Origin of the sequence: Vibrio sp. 661 (assembly GCF_033339315.1) — a bacterium.
Classification (GTDB): Bacteria; Pseudomonadota; Gammaproteobacteria; order Enterobacterales; family Vibrionaceae; genus Vibrio; species Vibrio alginolyticus.
In genome coordinates, this window is the sequence record NZ_JAWOUJ010000005.1 from 117,167 (window position 1) to 131,566 (window position 14,400).

General features: G+C 44.9%; 14 protein-coding genes. 2 read left to right on the forward strand and 12 right to left on the reverse strand.

All coding sequences use genetic code 11. The annotated features are described in order from the left end of the window. Nucleotides 1-14: 14 nt before the first annotated feature. The 11 genes from tmk to yceD all read right to left on the reverse strand — a co-directional run bounded on the left by tmk (nt 15) and on the right by yceD (nt 8,929). Nucleotides 15-647, reverse strand: a complete 633-nt coding sequence (gene tmk, locus R7P69_RS12200) for a dTMP kinase (protein ID WP_238952039.1) — start codon at nt 645-647, stop codon at nt 15-17. Beyond that, nucleotides 644-1,660: an endolytic transglycosylase MltG gene (gene mltG, locus R7P69_RS12205; protein WP_238952040.1), complete on the reverse strand. Its 1,017-nt coding sequence runs from the start codon at nt 1,658-1,660 to the stop codon at nt 644-646. Before mltG ends, tmk begins: the two co-directional genes overlap by 4 nt. Next, nucleotides 1,657-2,472: an aminodeoxychorismate lyase gene (pabC, locus tag R7P69_RS12210; RefSeq protein ID WP_065274708.1), complete on the reverse strand. Its 816-nt coding sequence runs from the start codon at nt 2,470-2,472 to the stop codon at nt 1,657-1,659. The genes mltG and pabC overlap by 4 nt, the downstream gene beginning before the upstream one ends. Before the next feature lie 107 nt (nt 2,473-2,579). After that, entirely contained in the window at nt 2,580-3,830 is a 1,251-nt protein-coding gene (gene fabF / locus R7P69_RS12215; protein WP_033905745.1) for a beta-ketoacyl-ACP synthase II, read from the reverse strand. Nucleotides 3,831-3,923: 93 nt separating this feature from the next. Continuing rightward, entirely contained in the window at nt 3,924-4,157 is a 234-nt protein-coding gene (gene acpP / locus R7P69_RS12220; RefSeq protein WP_004406112.1) for an acyl carrier protein, read from the reverse strand. A 246-nt stretch (nt 4,158-4,403) separates the two neighbouring features. Continuing rightward, nucleotides 4,404-5,138: a 3-oxoacyl-ACP reductase FabG gene (fabG, locus tag R7P69_RS12225; RefSeq protein WP_031781117.1), complete on the reverse strand. Its 735-nt coding sequence runs from the start codon at nt 5,136-5,138 to the stop codon at nt 4,404-4,406. Between the two features lie 45 nt (nt 5,139-5,183). Next, nucleotides 5,184-6,107: an ACP S-malonyltransferase gene (gene fabD / locus R7P69_RS12230; protein WP_005387313.1), complete on the reverse strand. Its 924-nt coding sequence runs from the start codon at nt 6,105-6,107 to the stop codon at nt 5,184-5,186. A 75-nt stretch (nt 6,108-6,182) separates the two neighbouring features. Next, on the reverse strand, nt 6,183-7,133 hold the full coding sequence (locus R7P69_RS12235; protein ID WP_017821385.1) for a beta-ketoacyl-ACP synthase III: 951 nt from the start codon (nt 7,131-7,133) through the stop codon (nt 6,183-6,185). 5 nt (nt 7,134-7,138) lie between these two features. Then, nucleotides 7,139-8,164 (reverse strand): phosphate acyltransferase PlsX, encoded by a 1,026-nt coding sequence (gene plsX / locus R7P69_RS12240; protein ID WP_017633846.1) that lies wholly within the window; start codon nt 8,162-8,164, stop codon nt 7,139-7,141. A 10-nt stretch (nt 8,165-8,174) separates the two neighbouring features. Next, nucleotides 8,175-8,345 carry a 50S ribosomal protein L32 gene (gene rpmF / locus R7P69_RS12245; RefSeq protein WP_005396978.1) on the reverse strand — a complete coding sequence of 57 codons (171 nt, stop codon included), beginning with the start codon at nt 8,343-8,345 and terminating at the stop codon, nt 8,175-8,177. A gap of 59 nt (nt 8,346-8,404) precedes the next feature. Next, nucleotides 8,405-8,929, reverse strand: coding sequence for a 23S rRNA accumulation protein YceD (gene yceD, locus R7P69_RS12250; RefSeq protein WP_005387307.1), 525 nt, complete (start codon nt 8,927-8,929; stop codon nt 8,405-8,407). A gap of 149 nt (nt 8,930-9,078) precedes the next feature. On the opposite strand from yceD, the gene R7P69_RS12255 reads away from it, so the two are divergent. Continuing rightward, complete coding sequence (locus R7P69_RS12255) at nt 9,079-9,660, forward strand: Maf family protein (protein ID WP_017821384.1); 582 nt, start codon at nt 9,079-9,081, stop codon at nt 9,658-9,660. Nucleotides 9,661-9,718: 58 nt separating this feature from the next. Here R7P69_RS12255 and rluC read toward each other — a convergent pair whose 3' ends face one another. Continuing rightward, nucleotides 9,719-10,663 (reverse strand): 23S rRNA pseudouridine(955/2504/2580) synthase RluC, encoded by a 945-nt coding sequence (gene rluC, locus R7P69_RS12260; protein ID WP_021033985.1) that lies wholly within the window; start codon nt 10,661-10,663, stop codon nt 9,719-9,721. Nucleotides 10,664-11,302: 639 nt separating this feature from the next. Between rluC and rne the strand changes: the two genes are divergently transcribed. Next, nucleotides 11,303-14,377 carry a ribonuclease E gene (rne, locus tag R7P69_RS12265; protein ID WP_042523100.1) on the forward strand — a complete coding sequence of 1,025 codons (3,075 nt, stop codon included), beginning with the start codon at nt 11,303-11,305 and terminating at the stop codon, nt 14,375-14,377. The last annotated feature ends 23 nt before the right edge of the window (nt 14,378-14,400 follow it).

The following is a 14,400-nucleotide window of genomic DNA, read 5'->3' on the forward strand; positions in this document are numbered from 1 at the left end:
AATTTACGTTTCACTTATTGACGAGCTAGCCACTCGCTTAGAGCGTCCCGAATATCACGCGACACGCCTTCAATCGTCTGTTCTGCGTTAATGATAACGATGGAAGGATCGGCATGAGCAATCTCCAAATAACGCTCACGTGTACGCTCGAAGAAACTAATATCCATCTTCTCTATACGATCTAACTCACCACGCCCACGTGCACGCTCAAGCCCAACACGAGGGTCAATATCCATATAGAGAGTGAGAGCAGGTTTAAAATCACCAAGCGTTGTATCCCGGAGATTTTTCATTAACGATGCGTCAATCTGACGGCCACCACCTTGATAAGCTTGCGACGACATATCGTGTCGGTCACCAACCACCCACTGACCGTTTTCCAAAGCTGGTTTGATCACGTTCTCAACCAACTGAACACGTGCAGCGTACAGAAGAAGCAACTCCGTCATGTCCTTAAGTTCTTCGCCTTCGTGCTCTTCTTTCACCAGAGCGCGCATTTTTTCTGCTAGCGGTGTGCCTCCTGGCTCACGGGTATTTACGATATCCTCAATACCGGCCGCTTTTAGCGTATCTAAAACGGTTTTAATCGCAGTGCTTTTACCCGCGCCTTCTAGGCCTTCAACGACAATAAAGTTTGCTTTCATCATTTGTTCTTTCTTAGTTCTCTTAAATAGGCACGAACAGCACGGTTGTGCTCAGCAAGGGATTTCGAGAATACATGTCCGCCCTTTCCACTTGCTACAAAATATAAATAGTTGCTGCTTTCTGGATTCAAAGCCGCTTCAATGGAAGCTTCACCAGCCATCGCAATCGGTGTTGGTGGCAAACCATTGATGGTATAGGTGTTATATGGTGTCGGCGTACGCAAATCTTTCTTACGAATGTTGCCATCGTAGGCGTCACCCATCCCATAAATAACTGTCGGATCAGTTTGTAACCGCATACGTTTGTTCAATCGGTTGATAAACACAGAAGCGACGCGCTCACGCTCAGAATCAATAGCCGTCTCTTTCTCGATGATAGACGCGAGAATCAAGGCTTCATATTTATCCTGTAATGGCAGCTTTTCTTGACGAGCTTCCCAGCTAGCGTCCAGTATTTTATTGAGTTTTCGATGCGCTCGTTTTAATAACTGGCTTTCACTCGCACCCGCTGTGTAATGGTAGGTTTCTGCTAAAAACAACCCTTCTAGCTTTTCTCTCTCAATTCCGAGCTTCGCAGCCATTTCTTTTTCTGAAAGATCGGTTAAATCATGCTTTAAATAAGGAGCACTTTTTAGTTGATCTACCCATTCAGAAAAGCGGCTGCCTTCAACAAAAGTGATCGCAAACTGGTATTCTTTTCCAGTATTCAGATGCTCCAATGTTTGCGAAAGTGACATACCAGGCTCAAGTTGGTAAGTACCCGCTCGCACTTGCAACAATTCTGGATATAAGTGAGGAATTAAACGGATGTACTCCGATGTTTCAATCACCTTATCTTCAACTAAGGCGCGCATGACATGATGAAAGCTTGTACCACTTTCTACAGTAAACAGCTGAGGTTGTTCCAATAGAATAGGCTTTTCAACGTATTGTTTAGCCTGTGAAATTATATAAAAAACAGCTGCTGCGCCTATCACTGCGATCAGCACAACAAAAGCCAACAGTTTTTTAATCACGTAGTTAAATTCCCTTGCAGTCGTTGAGTCAATTTTCCTATCGGAAATATAGTCTTAGAGTTCGATGTCACTATGCTGCGAATAGGTGCGACACCTAATATTGAGTTACACATGAAAGCCTCGTCAGCACTCAGCAAATCTGGAAGTATAAAACGCCCCTCGATGACTTCAATATGACTTACTTTTAGTAACTCAAGCACCTTACGACGCATTACGCCCGTAACGCCTGATAAGGTCAGCTCCGGCGTAAATACTTTATTACCTTTAACCCAAAAAAGGTTGGCCATTGTAGTTTCAATGACATGGTTTTGCACATTTAACGTTATTGCATCTGCAAACTCTGTATTGTCGATTTCAGCCTTGGCGAGAATCTGCTCTAAACGGTTGTTGTGCTTATGTCCCGCAAGTAAAGGTTGAATCCCTAGACGAGTATTACAAACGCCCAAGTCCACACCTTGTTCTTGCCAAGATGAATAATGAGAAGGAAACGCAAAATTGGAAATCGTCACGATAGGGCTTTCAATCCCATTAGGGCTATACCCTCGCCCGCCAATACCGCGGCTAACGTGAATCTTCACCCCCGCTCGTGCGTCAGATAAAACCGCTTTGCTTGCCCAATCATGCACAACTTTCCAGTCAGGTGAAGAGATCTTCAAAGCGTCAAGGCAAGCACTCATGCGCTCAGTATGTTCCTGCCAGTAAACCAACTCTCCATTTTGGGTCAGGATGGTGGTAAAGCCTCCATCACCGTATTGGAATGAGCGATCACCTAGCTCTACATGCGTTTGCGGAACTCCATTTACCCAAAACATTCACGTACCTTCAAATTAGCAGACAACAAATAAAACAAAACGGCTCAATGCTAAGCATCGAGCCGTTAGAATACAAGTTTCGCTTATCTAAATTAGGTTAGATAGTGTTACTCAGCGAACTTCTTGAAGATCAAAGAACCGTTTGTACCACCAAAGCCAAACGAGTTACAGATAGCGTACTCCATACCTTCAACTTTGCGCGCTGTATGCGGCACAAGGTCGATGTCTAGACCTTCTTCTGGATCATCAAGGTTAATGGTTGGCGGAACAATTTGGTCAACCAAAGACATAACCGTGATAATTGCTTCAACAGAGCCAGCAGCACCTAATAGGTGACCCGTCATCGACTTAGTTGAAGATACAAGAACTTGCTTCGCACCTTCTTCACCAAGAGCACGTTTCACGCCTTTGATTTCTGCAACATCACCAGCAGGAGTAGAAGTACCGTGAGCATTCACATAACCTACTTGAGTACCTGTGATGTTAGCGTCACGCATCGCCGCTTCCATCGCAAGTGCACCACCAGAGCCATCTTCGCTTGGAGATGTCATGTGGTAAGCATCACCAGACATACCAAAACCAACCAGTTCTGCGTAAATCTTCGCGCCACGTGCTTTCGCGTGTTCGTACTCTTCAAGCACCATCATGCCAGCACCATCACCTAGAACAAAACCATCACGGCCTTTATCCCATGGGCGAGACGCTTTTTGAGGCTCGTCATTACGAGTAGATAGCGCTTTAGCTGCACCGAAGCCAGCCATGCCAAGAGGCGTAGAAGCTTTTTCTGCACCACCAGCAACCATCGCATCTGCATCGCCGTAGGCAATCATACGTGCTGCATGGCCGATATTATGCAGGCCAGTAGTACATGCGGTAGAAATCGCGATATTTGGACCACGAAGACCACGCATGATAGATAGGTTACCTGCAACCATGTTTACAATGGTCGAAGGAACAAAAAATGGGCTAACTTTGCGAGGGCCTTTGTCTACTAATGCGGTATGGCCAGTTTCGATAAGGTCAAGACCGCCAATGCCTGAGCCGATAGCAACACCAACTCGAGCCGCATTTTCTTCGGTAATTTGTAAGCCAGAGTTATCAAGAGCTTGAATACCCGCTGCAATGCCGTACTGGATGAAAAGGTCCATCTTACGAGCATCTTTTTTAGACATGTACTCTGTGCAATCGAAATCTTTAACAAGACCTGCAAAACGAGTTGAGAAGTTCGTAGTATCAAAGTGCTCGATATTTACGATACCACTTTGACCTTCTAGCAGGGCTTTCCAAGATGATTCTACTGTGTTGCCTACCGGTGACAACATACCCATGCCAGTGACAACTACACGACGCTTGGACACGATATAATTCTCCGGGAATTGAATATTTCTATGAGAGGATAGAAGAAGTTAGAAAGAACACAGGCGGTCTAGGAGACCGCCTGGGAAAGCTAATTACTGAGCGCTGTTTACGTAGTCGATTGCAGCTTGAACAGTAGTGATCTTCTCAGCTTCTTCGTCAGGAATCTCAGTGTCGAATTCCTCTTCTAGAGCCATAACTAGTTCTACAGTGTCTAGAGAATCAGCACCTAGATCGTCAACGAAAGAAGCTTCGTTTTTAACTTCTGCTTCGTCTACACCTAGCTGTTCAACAATGATTTTCTTTACGCGTTCTTCGATGTTGCTCATTTTTCTTTTCCTTTACAGATTTCGCCTAATGCGATGATTCCGTAGTTTATTCGAACTATTGAAAGTTGCAAGGGGGTCCTTGCTGGTCAAACCACAAAATTAGCGAATTTAACCGAATTTCAATACATTTTTGACTTAAATCATGCACAAATCTTGCGCATAAGCATGACAAGTTCATGACAGTTAACTGCAACTATAGGCTATTTTTCACAATGTAAAATAGCTTATTTTGCATAAACTGTCGCATTAAACCATGTACATGCCACCATTTACATGCAAAGTTTCACCAGTAATGTACGCTGCTTCAGGAGAAGCAAGGAAAACTACTGCTGATGCAATTTCACGTGGGTCACCTAAACGACCTGCTGGCACGTTCGACAAAGTTGCCGCACGTTGGTCATCATTTAGTGCCTTAGTCATGTCAGTTTCGATGAAACCAGGAGCAACAGTGTTCACTGTTACACCACGAGACGCAACTTCACGAGCCATTGATTTAGTAAAACCAATCACGCCCGCTTTCGCTGCTGCGTAGTTAGTTTGACCTGCGTTACCCATGGTACCAACAACAGAGCCTACGTTGATGATACGACCCGCACGTTTTTTCATCATGCCGCGTAAAACCGCTTTAGACATGCGGTAGATTGGCGTTAGGTTGGTATCGATGATGTCGTTCCACTCATCATCTTTCATGCGCATCAATAGGTTGTCACGAGTAATACCAGCGTTATTCACCAGAATATCGATCACACCAAATTCTTCGTTGATCGTTTTTAATGTCGCTTCGATAGACTCGACATCAGTCACGTTAAGCGCTAAGCCTTTACCGTTATCACCAAGATACTCGCTGATAGCAGCCGCACCACTTTCAGAAGTAGCAGTACCGATAACCGTAGCACCTCGCTCGACAAGAAGTTCCGCGATCGCGCGGCCAATACCACGGCTTGCGCCGGTAACTAGCGCGATCTTACCTTCTAGATTCATCATGTTGTGTTTCCTTTTCTTATCGCAAATTTATCGCTTGATGGATTACTTCGCAGCGTCTAGCGATGCGATATCATTCACTGCTGCTGCAGTTAGCGTTTTCACGATACGTTTTGTTAGACCTGTTAAAACTTTACCAGGACCAAGCTCAAGAAGATTTTCTACGCCTTGTTCGTGCATCAGTTCAACTGTTTCAGTCCAACGAACTGGGCTATGTAGCTGACGAACAAGCGCATCTTTGATTTTTGCAGGATCTGTCTCAGCAACCACATCAACGTTGTTGATAACTGGCAGCTGTGGTGAGTTAAATTCGATAGACTCAAGAGCTACAGCAAGTTTTTCCGCTGCTGGCTTCATAAGTGCACAGTGTGAAGGTACTGAAACAGGAAGAGGAAGCGCACGCTTCGCACCGGCTTCTTTACATAGCGCACCAGCTCGCTCTACTGCGTCTTTGCTACCAGCGATAACGACTTGACCAGGCGAGTTAAAGTTTACTGGAGAGACCACTTCGCCTTGCGCTGCGTCTTCACACGCTTTTGCAATCGCATCATCAGCCAAACCGATAATCGCGTACATTGCGCCAGTACCAGCTGGTACTGCTTCTTGCATAAGTTGACCACGTAATTCAACCAGCTTGATGGCTTCTTTAAAGTCAATAACACCCGCACATACAAGTGCTGAGTACTCACCTAGGCTGTGACCGGCTAGGTTTGCTGGTTGCTCTAAGCCAAGTTCCTGCCATACACGCCAGATTGCAACAGATGAAGCTAGCAAAGCTGGTTGAGTACGGAAAGTCTCGTTTAAATCTTCTGCAGGTCCATTTTGAACAAGCGCCCATAGATCGTAACCTAGTGCGTCAGATGCTTCTGCAAATGTTTGTTTTACTACGTCATATTGTTCGCCTAGTTCTGCAAGCATACCTACAGCTTGAGAACCTTGACCTGGAAATACGATAGCAAACTTGCTCATGTTGTTTTCCTTTAAGCAAAGTAAAAAGAAATAAGATGCACCAAGTGCACCTTAAATTTTGAATTCTTGTGAAACTTAGAACTTCACAAGGGCCGAGCCCCAAGTGAATCCGCCGCCAAACGCTTCAAGAAGCAGAGTTTGACCGCGTTTAATACGACCATCACGTACCGCTTCATCTAGTGCTGTTGGCACAGTTGCAGCTGATGTGTTGCCGTGTTTATCAAGTGTAATCACGACTTGGTCTAGTGACATCGAAAGTTTCTTCGCTGTTGCTGAAATAATGCGGTAGTTCGCTTGGTGCGGCACTAGCCAGTCTAGTTCAGACTTATGCATGTTGTTGGCTTCAAGCGTATCTTTTACTAGTTTCGATAGCTGAGTTACAGCGACTTTGAATACTTCGTTCCCAGCCATATGAAGCCATTTATCCGCATCTTGCCCCCGCACAGGTACAGGTAGGCTTAGAAGCTCTCCGAATTGACCATCCGAGTATATGTGGGTAGAGATAATGCCAGGCTCTTGGCTAGCGCCTACGACAACGGCTCCGGCACCATCACCAAATAGGATGATGGTTGAACGGTCTGTCGGATCACACGTTTTAGACAAAGCATCTGAACCAATCACAAGTACGTTTTTGCACATACCAGATTTGATATGTTGGTCTGCAACAGATAATGCGTACACAAAACCAGAACAAGCAGCGGCTAAGTCAAAAGCTGGACAACCTTTAATGCCAAGCTTTGCCTGCACCTGACACGCAGATGAAGGGAAAGTATGGCTACTGCTCGTTGTGGCTACGATAATCAGGTCGATATCGTTTTTATCAATACCCGCCATATCGATAGCGTTTTCAGCTGCGTAGAATGCCATGTCTGCTACAGTTTCGTTTTCTGCAGCAATTCGACGCTCTTTAATACCCGTGCGAGCAACGATCCACTCATCACTTGTATCTACCATTTTCTCTAGATCTGCGTTTGTACGCACCTGAGATGGCAGGTAGCTGCCAGTACCTAAAATTTTGCTATACATGAAGACTAATAATGCCTCTCGAGTAAAACCGCTTCCAAACGATCGCTAATACGGCTTGGTACTTGTCGTTTGACCTCGTGTACTGCCTCGCCAAGTGCATTGACAATCGCAGATACATCCGCACTTCCATGGCTTTTTATGACAATGCCGCGCAATCCTAGCAAACTTGCGCCGTTATACTGGTCGGGGTTCAGTGTTTTTAGTTCATTAAACAGCCTAGAAAACAACTTTCTAGCTATCCAACCCTTTATCGTTGATGCCATTATGCTGGTTTTAATTTTTTCGATAAAAAGTTGAGCTGTTCCCTCACTGGCTTTTAAGCATACGTTGCCGACAAATCCATCACAAACAATGACGTCAGCAACATCATGCAAAATTTGATTACCTTCAATATAACCGACAAAGTTAATCGCATCGGTCTGAGAAAGCATTTCTGCGCAACGTTTGACTAAATCGTTACCTTTAATCTCTTCTGCGCCAATATTGAGTACAGCAACGCGAGGAGGACGACCCAAGTGTTCTTCAGCTAATGCACTGCCCATTACAGCAAATTGGAACAAGCTATCAGCATCGCACGATACATTCGCCCCCAGATCCAGCATCCAAGTACGCTTTCCGGTAATCGTCGGTAAAGCGGAAACTAAAGCAGGACGTTCAATGCCAGGAAGTAACTTAAGAATGAAACGCGATAGTGCCATTAATGCACCGGTGTTGCCACCACTAACACAAGCATCCGCTTTCTGCTCAGAAACCAAATCGATAGCCATACGCATAGAACTATTTTGGCTATTACGTAACGCCAATGAAGGTTTTTCTGAGTTCGAGATAACTTTCTCGCTGTGAAGAATAGTCAAGCGGGAACTGGTCGAGGTACCGAGTTGAGATAATTGAGACGTGATCAGAGATTGATCACCAATAAGAATCACTTTTAGCTCTGGGAAATGAGACAGTGCCTGCACGGCGGCAGGCACTGTTACGCGTGGACCGAAATCCCCGCCCATTGCATCAAGTGCAACGGTAATACTTTGCAAAGGTTCAACCTTACTTGTTGATAACCTTTTGACCACGGTAGTAACCTTCAGCAGTTACGTTGTGGCGTAGGTGAGTTTCACCAGAAGTCGCGTCTACAGATAGAGCAGCTGTAGTTAGCGCATCGTGTGAACGACGCATACCGCGCTTAGAACGAGTTTTACGGTTTTTCTGTACGGCCATTGACCCTACTCCTATACTATTGGGTTAAAAACCTGAAGAAGAATCGGCTACCACACCTATTACTTTTTCAGACTTTTCAAAACGTCGAATGGATTCGGTTTTTCTTCCTCAATTTCTTCAGGAATCTCACCAAAAACCATGTTATTTGAATCAACGCTACAATCCGCTTCATCGTGCATCGCAATTTGAGGTAATGCTAAGATGAACTCGTCTTCAACAAGTTGTATGAGGTCTAATTCACCATATTCATTTAGATCTACCAAATCATAAATTTCTGGTGCTTCCTGTTCTGTTTTCTCACCGTAGTAAGGAGTAGAAAGGAATTCAACTTCGCACTCATGTGCGAATACCTCATTACAACGCTGACACTCTAAATCGACTTCGATGTTAGCTTTACCAGAGATAACAACGAGTCGCTGTTCATCCATCCCAAATGACAATGAGACTTCTGCGTCGCGTTTTACGCCTTCAGTTGTTTCCACTAAGCGCTTGAAAAGACTAGCTTGGATGATGCCATCGTAATCCAATCGTTTCTGTGCAGCTTTAGCTGGGTCAACCGTTCGCGGTATTTTTACCTTTTGCATAGGGCGCGAATATTATCTTCCAAATCAAAATTAGTCAAAGAAAAAGGCAAAAAAGTTGTACTTTTTTACGCTTAACATACAGAGCATTAGCCAGAATCATTTTTGATCGATTATCCTATTGGAAATGCTCCCACGAATTGTAATTCAAAATGAAAAATTACCAACTGGTTTTAGCCTCAACTTCCCCTTTTCGTAAACAACTGCTTGAAAAGCTCTCACTACCATTCGTTTGTTTACCACCTGATTGCGATGAAACACCTTTTGACCAAGAAACGCCAACTGAACTTGTGCAGAGACTGGCCCAAGAGAAAGCAATATCTTGCCAGACGGATAAAGCAAGTTTAGTTATCGGCAGTGACCAAGTTTGTGTCATTAATGGTGAAATCGTTGGCAAGCCTTTAAATAGAGATAACGCGATAAATCAACTTTTGGCTCAAAGTGGAAAAGTCATCACTTTCTATACTGGTCTTGCGGTACATAACACCGTGACAAACCATACAGAAGTCGGCTTTGATTCTTTCGAGGTGCACTTTAGAGATTTAACGCTTGAACAAATCGAACGCTACGTCGACAGGGAAGAACCTTTTTACTGCGCAGGCAGCTTTAAAAGCGAAGGCATGGGAATTTGCTTGTTTACGAAATTAGTCGGTAAAGACCCGAACACACTTGTCGGACTACCATTGATTGATTTGATTGATATGTTGAATGTTCAAGGACTCGATGTCCTTTAACCCAAATACGATAAAAGGGAGCCACGGGCTCCCTTTTGCATCCGCGAGGAAAACATGGTTACGCGTTTCTTAAACCCGCCAACACTTTTTCTAGTTTCGGTTCCATCGGTGCGTTGATTTCCATCCACTCATCATTTGATGGGTGTTGGAACTTGATGTTTGCCGCGTGTAGGAACAAACGATCTAAACCAACTTGACCTGTGTAAGCATCAAAGCGACGATCACCGTAGCGATCATCCCAAGCGATTGGGTGACCAGTGTATTGCGTATGAACTCGTATTTGGTGAGTTCGACCAGTAATCGGACTCGCCTGAATCAATGTAGCTTGTTCGAACTTTTCCAAAATCTTAAAACGCGTTTCTGACGGCTTACCATTAGGGTTAACACGAACAATACTGTTCACTTCGTTTTTGAGCAGTGGCGCGTTCACAACCTTACAACTGCTTTTCCATTGCCCCATGACAAGAGCTAAGTAAAACTTCTTTACTGTCTTTTCACGAAACTGGGCTTGCAAGTGACGAAGTGCAGAACGCTTTTTAGCAACCAGCAAAATCCCTGAAGTATCACGGTCAATACGATGCACAAGTTCAAGAAAGCGAGCTTGAGGACGCAGAGCCCTAAGCGCTTCAATCGCACCAAACTTTAAACCACTGCCACCATGCACAGCGGTGCCAGATGGTTTGTTTAGAATCAACATATGGTCATCTTCGAAGATAATCATATTTTCCAACTCAGCGACTTTGTTAAGTTTCGTACTTGGTGCGACATCGTCATCTTTTTTCTCGACGGTCACCGGTGGAATACGAACGAGATCGCCTGCTTTTAACTTGTACTCTGCTTTTATACGCTTTTTATTTACGCGCACTTCGCCCTTACGCACAATTCGGTAAATCATGCTTTTAGGAATGTCTTTTAATTGGTTGCGCAAAAAATTATCAATGCGCTGACCCGCCATATCTTCGTCGATGTCGACGAACTGGACTTTTGTTCTTATTTCGTTCATGGGCGGTATTGTAAACTCAATTTCGTGCGACTTCACATTATTCTTGTCGTAAAAGAAACACTCGGTGGCACATACTGGTCTAAATTTCGCCAAGCTTTTGTTTAAATTATTAAAACTCTCAATCAAGTTCTCAATTTGTTTTCTGTCTTGAACAGTTTGCACATCTCAATTGCTTATGAAACAGCCAGTTATAAAATAGAAATTTTGAGTTTAGCGGCAAATTTTCTATCGTTTGCGTGAAAGCAGATTGCTGATAGCCACGCGCACTGCTATAGTTCACAGCTGCTAAGGAAGGTTTGGTTACATTTTATTCATTACCAATCATTTATCCTCAAGCAATGTGAGTAGATCGTTGAAGGTCGAGTGCAGCATTGGCGTGAGACACATCGAATTCAACACTCTTGCCACCCTACTCCTCGCATATTCACGTTGAGTACCTACCGCCCAAATAGCGGGTCACAAGTCTACGTTTCCAACAGAAACCACAAGAGGCTTGTGATGACTGAAGTGCCCGAGAGCATCCCCTTCCAGCCGGGAGGCTGCAAAATACAAGCCATGGGATCAGGCACCGTGAAAGAGCGAAAAAACAGTGGCAAGTCGACAAGAAAGATATAAAAGAAAAGACAACGAGAATTTTCAATGAAAAGAATGTTAATTAACGCAACTCAAAAAGAAGAGTTGCGTGTCGCTCTGGTTGATGGCCAGCGACTTTTCGATCTTGATATCGAGAGTCCAGGTCATGAATCTAAAAAAGCGAATATCTACAAAGGACGTATCACACGTATCGAACCAAGCTTAGAAGCCGCATTTGTTGATTACGGCGCCGAGCGTCACGGTTTCCTCCCTCTCAAAGAAATTGCCCGCGAATATTTCCCTGAAGGTTACACCTACCAAGGTCGTCCAAGCATCAAAGAAGTGCTAACGGAAGGCCAAGAAGTTATCGTTCAAGTGGAAAAAGAAGAACGTGGAAGCAAGGGCGCAGCTCTTACTACTTTCATTTCTCTTGCTGGTAGTTACCTTGTTCTGATGCCTAACAACCCTCGTGCTGGCGGTATTTCTCGTCGAATCGAAGGTGACGAGCGTACTCAACTAAAAGCCGCATTAAGTACTTTGGAACTGCCTCAGGGCATGGGCCTAATCGTACGTACTGCTGGCGTTGGCAAGAGTGCTGAAGAGCTTGAGTGGGATTTGAATGTACTACTTAACCACTGGGGTGCAATCAAAGGTGCAGCGGACTCTAACCCTGCTCCATTCTTAATCCACCAAGAAAGTAACGTTATCGTTCGTGCAATCCGTGACTATTTGCGTCGTGATATTGGCGAAATCTTAATTGATAGCAACACCATCTACGAACGTGCAAAAGAGCACATTCAATTGGTGCGCCCTGATTTCCTTAACCGCGTTAAGAAATATGAAGGCGAAGTTCCACTATTCAGCCACTACCAAATCGAAAGCCAAATTGAATCGGCTTTCCAACGTGAAGTGCGTCTGCCATCTGGTGGTTCTATTGTTATTGACCCGACTGAAGCACTAACGTCTATCGATATCAACTCTGCTCGTGCAACCAAGGGCGGCGATATTGAAGAAACAGCTCTAAACACGAACCTAGAAGCAGCCGACGAAATTGCTCGCCAATTACGTCTACGTGACTTGGGTGGCTTAGTGGTTATCGACTTTATCGATATGACCCCAGTTCGTCACCAACGAGAAGTAGAAAACCGTCTACGTGAAGCCGTTCGTCTTGATCGCGCTCGTGTACAAATCGGTCGTATTTCTCGCTTTGGTTTGTTGGAGATGTCACGCCAGCGCTTGAGCCCTTCTCTTGCAGAAGCAAGCCATCACATCTGTCCTCGCTGTAGCGGAACTGGTGTCGTTCGCGACAACGAATCTCTAGCACTTTCTGTACTTCGTTTAATTGAAGAGGAAGCGCTAAAAGACAACACAGCACAAGTACTTGCAGTCGTACCTGTGCCAATCGCCTCTTACTTATTGAACGAAAAACGTCGTTCAGTAAACCATATCGAACGCATTCAAGAAGTGAAAATTACGGTTGTTCCTAACTCTGATATGGAAACACCGCACTTTGAAGTTATCCGTGTTCGTGAAGGCGAAGAGTTCGATCTGATTTCTTACTTACTTCCTAAGAAACTGGAAGCAATGAAAGAAGCAGAAGGTAAAGAGCCAGCGGAAGTTGACGTAAAACCAAAACGAATTGAAGAGCCAGTTCTTAAAGGCTTTGCTGCTCCGTCTCAAACCGCACCTGCACCAGCAGCTAAACCAGCTCCTGAGGCGAAGAAGAAAGAACAAAACGTTGAACAAGAAGAGAAACCTGGATTGTTCAGCCGTCTGTTTAAAGCACTTGGTAGCTTCCTATTCGGTGGTTCTGAAGAAACAAAAGAAGAACAGAAACCTCAGGAAGAGAAAAAACCAAATCGCGATAATCGACGTAACAAACGTGATCGCAACGATCGTCGTCGCAATAACAACCAGCGTGATAATCGTGATAACCGCGACAATCGCGATAACCGACGTCGTCGTAAGCCTCGTGATGAGCAGGCTAATGAGCAAAACGAAGCTCAACAACAAACAAATAAACCGCAAAACCGTAACCAAAAGCGTAAACCTAAAGCTCAACAGGCAGATAAAGCCCAAGAGCAGAAAGCAAACGCAAAAGTAGCGGAAAAAGGTCTGCAGCTAGCAGCGGAAGCTCGTACTGAAACAAAACCAGAAGAGAGCAAACCGAAGCAGCAAAATGCGAAAGCAGAAAAAGTGAAAGAGCGCCGCCAACGTCGCAAATTGAACAAGTCTGTACGCGTTAAGGACCAAGAAGCTATTGAGAAGAAAGCCGAAGAAACAGCGGTTAAGACTCAAGAAACGGTTGAAGCTAAAGTTGAAAAGCCAACAGAAGCAGCGGTAGAGGCACAGCAAGACAACAAGCAAGCAGAGTCTAAGCAACGTCGTAATCGTCGTTCGCCACGTCACCTGCGTGCAAGCGGCCAGCGTCGTCGCCGTGGCCGTGATCGCCGCCCTAACCCGTTCCGCCTACGTAAGGGAGGTGTCGCTTCTCCTGAAATGGCTATGGGTAAAGTAATGCCACGTTACATTCCGAAACCAGCACCTAAGAAGGAAGAGCGAGTTAAGGAAGAAGCTGTAGCAGCAGTACCTACAATCCAAGGTGGCTTTGCGTGTCCAGAAATGGCAATGGGTAAAGTGATTATTCGTCGCGAGCAACCTGTCGTAACAGATGCGCCAGTTGTTGAACACAAGGTTCAAGAAACCGTTGAAGCGAAAGTGGAAGCTCCAGTAGTAGAAGCACCTGTTGTTGAAACAGTAATCGCAGAAAAAGCTGAATCGGCAGTAGTAGAAACAGCATCGGTAGAGCCTATCGTTGAAACTCCTGTAACTGAACATGCTGAACCGGTTGATGCCATTGTAGAAACGGCACCTACTGAAGAGCCTATCGTTGAAGCAGCAAAAGAGATTGTAGCCGAAGCGCCAGTAGATAAACCAGAGCCTAAAGTCGAAGCCATTAAAGTTGCTGCTAAGCTAAACGCTAGCGCACCGATGACGAAAGCACCTGGCCCTCAAGAGCTACGCGAAATCACGGTTGCAGCAGCGCCGTTCAAAACCGAACGTTACCAAGCTAAAGGTGCAGGTAGCCAAGTGGCTAAAAACCGTGCATCGGCAGAGATGACAAAGCCTAACTTTAACTAGGCTAAATCATTACGTTCAACTGC

What these genes read in the sequence shown, in the direction of transcription:
- R7P69_RS12255 (WP_017821384.1), top strand. Translation starts at nt 9,079, where the DNA reads ATGAAAAATTACCAACTGGTTTTAGCCTCAACTTCCCCTTTTCGTAAA.
- yceD (WP_005387307.1), bottom strand. Translation starts at nt 8,929, where the DNA reads ATGCAAAAGGTAAAAATACCGCGAACGGTTGACCCAGCTAAAGCTGCA.
- fabD (WP_005387313.1), bottom strand. Translation starts at nt 6,107, where the DNA reads ATGAGCAAGTTTGCTATCGTATTTCCAGGTCAAGGTTCTCAAGCTGTA.
- rne (WP_042523100.1), top strand. Translation starts at nt 11,303, where the DNA reads ATGAAAAGAATGTTAATTAACGCAACTCAAAAAGAAGAGTTGCGTGTC.
- R7P69_RS12235 (WP_017821385.1), bottom strand. Translation starts at nt 7,133, where the DNA reads ATGTATAGCAAAATTTTAGGTACTGGCAGCTACCTGCCATCTCAGGTG.
- acpP (WP_004406112.1), bottom strand. Translation starts at nt 4,157, where the DNA reads ATGAGCAACATCGAAGAACGCGTAAAGAAAATCATTGTTGAACAGCTA.
- rluC (WP_021033985.1), bottom strand. Translation starts at nt 10,663, where the DNA reads ATGAACGAAATAAGAACAAAAGTCCAGTTCGTCGACATCGACGAAGAT.
- pabC (WP_065274708.1), bottom strand. Translation starts at nt 2,472, where the DNA reads ATGTTTTGGGTAAATGGAGTTCCGCAAACGCATGTAGAGCTAGGTGAT.
- rpmF (WP_005396978.1), bottom strand. Translation starts at nt 8,345, where the DNA reads ATGGCCGTACAGAAAAACCGTAAAACTCGTTCTAAGCGCGGTATGCGT.
- fabG (WP_031781117.1), bottom strand. Translation starts at nt 5,138, where the DNA reads ATGAATCTAGAAGGTAAGATCGCGCTAGTTACCGGCGCAAGCCGTGGT.
- tmk (WP_238952039.1), bottom strand. Translation starts at nt 647, where the DNA reads ATGATGAAAGCAAACTTTATTGTCGTTGAAGGCCTAGAAGGCGCGGGT.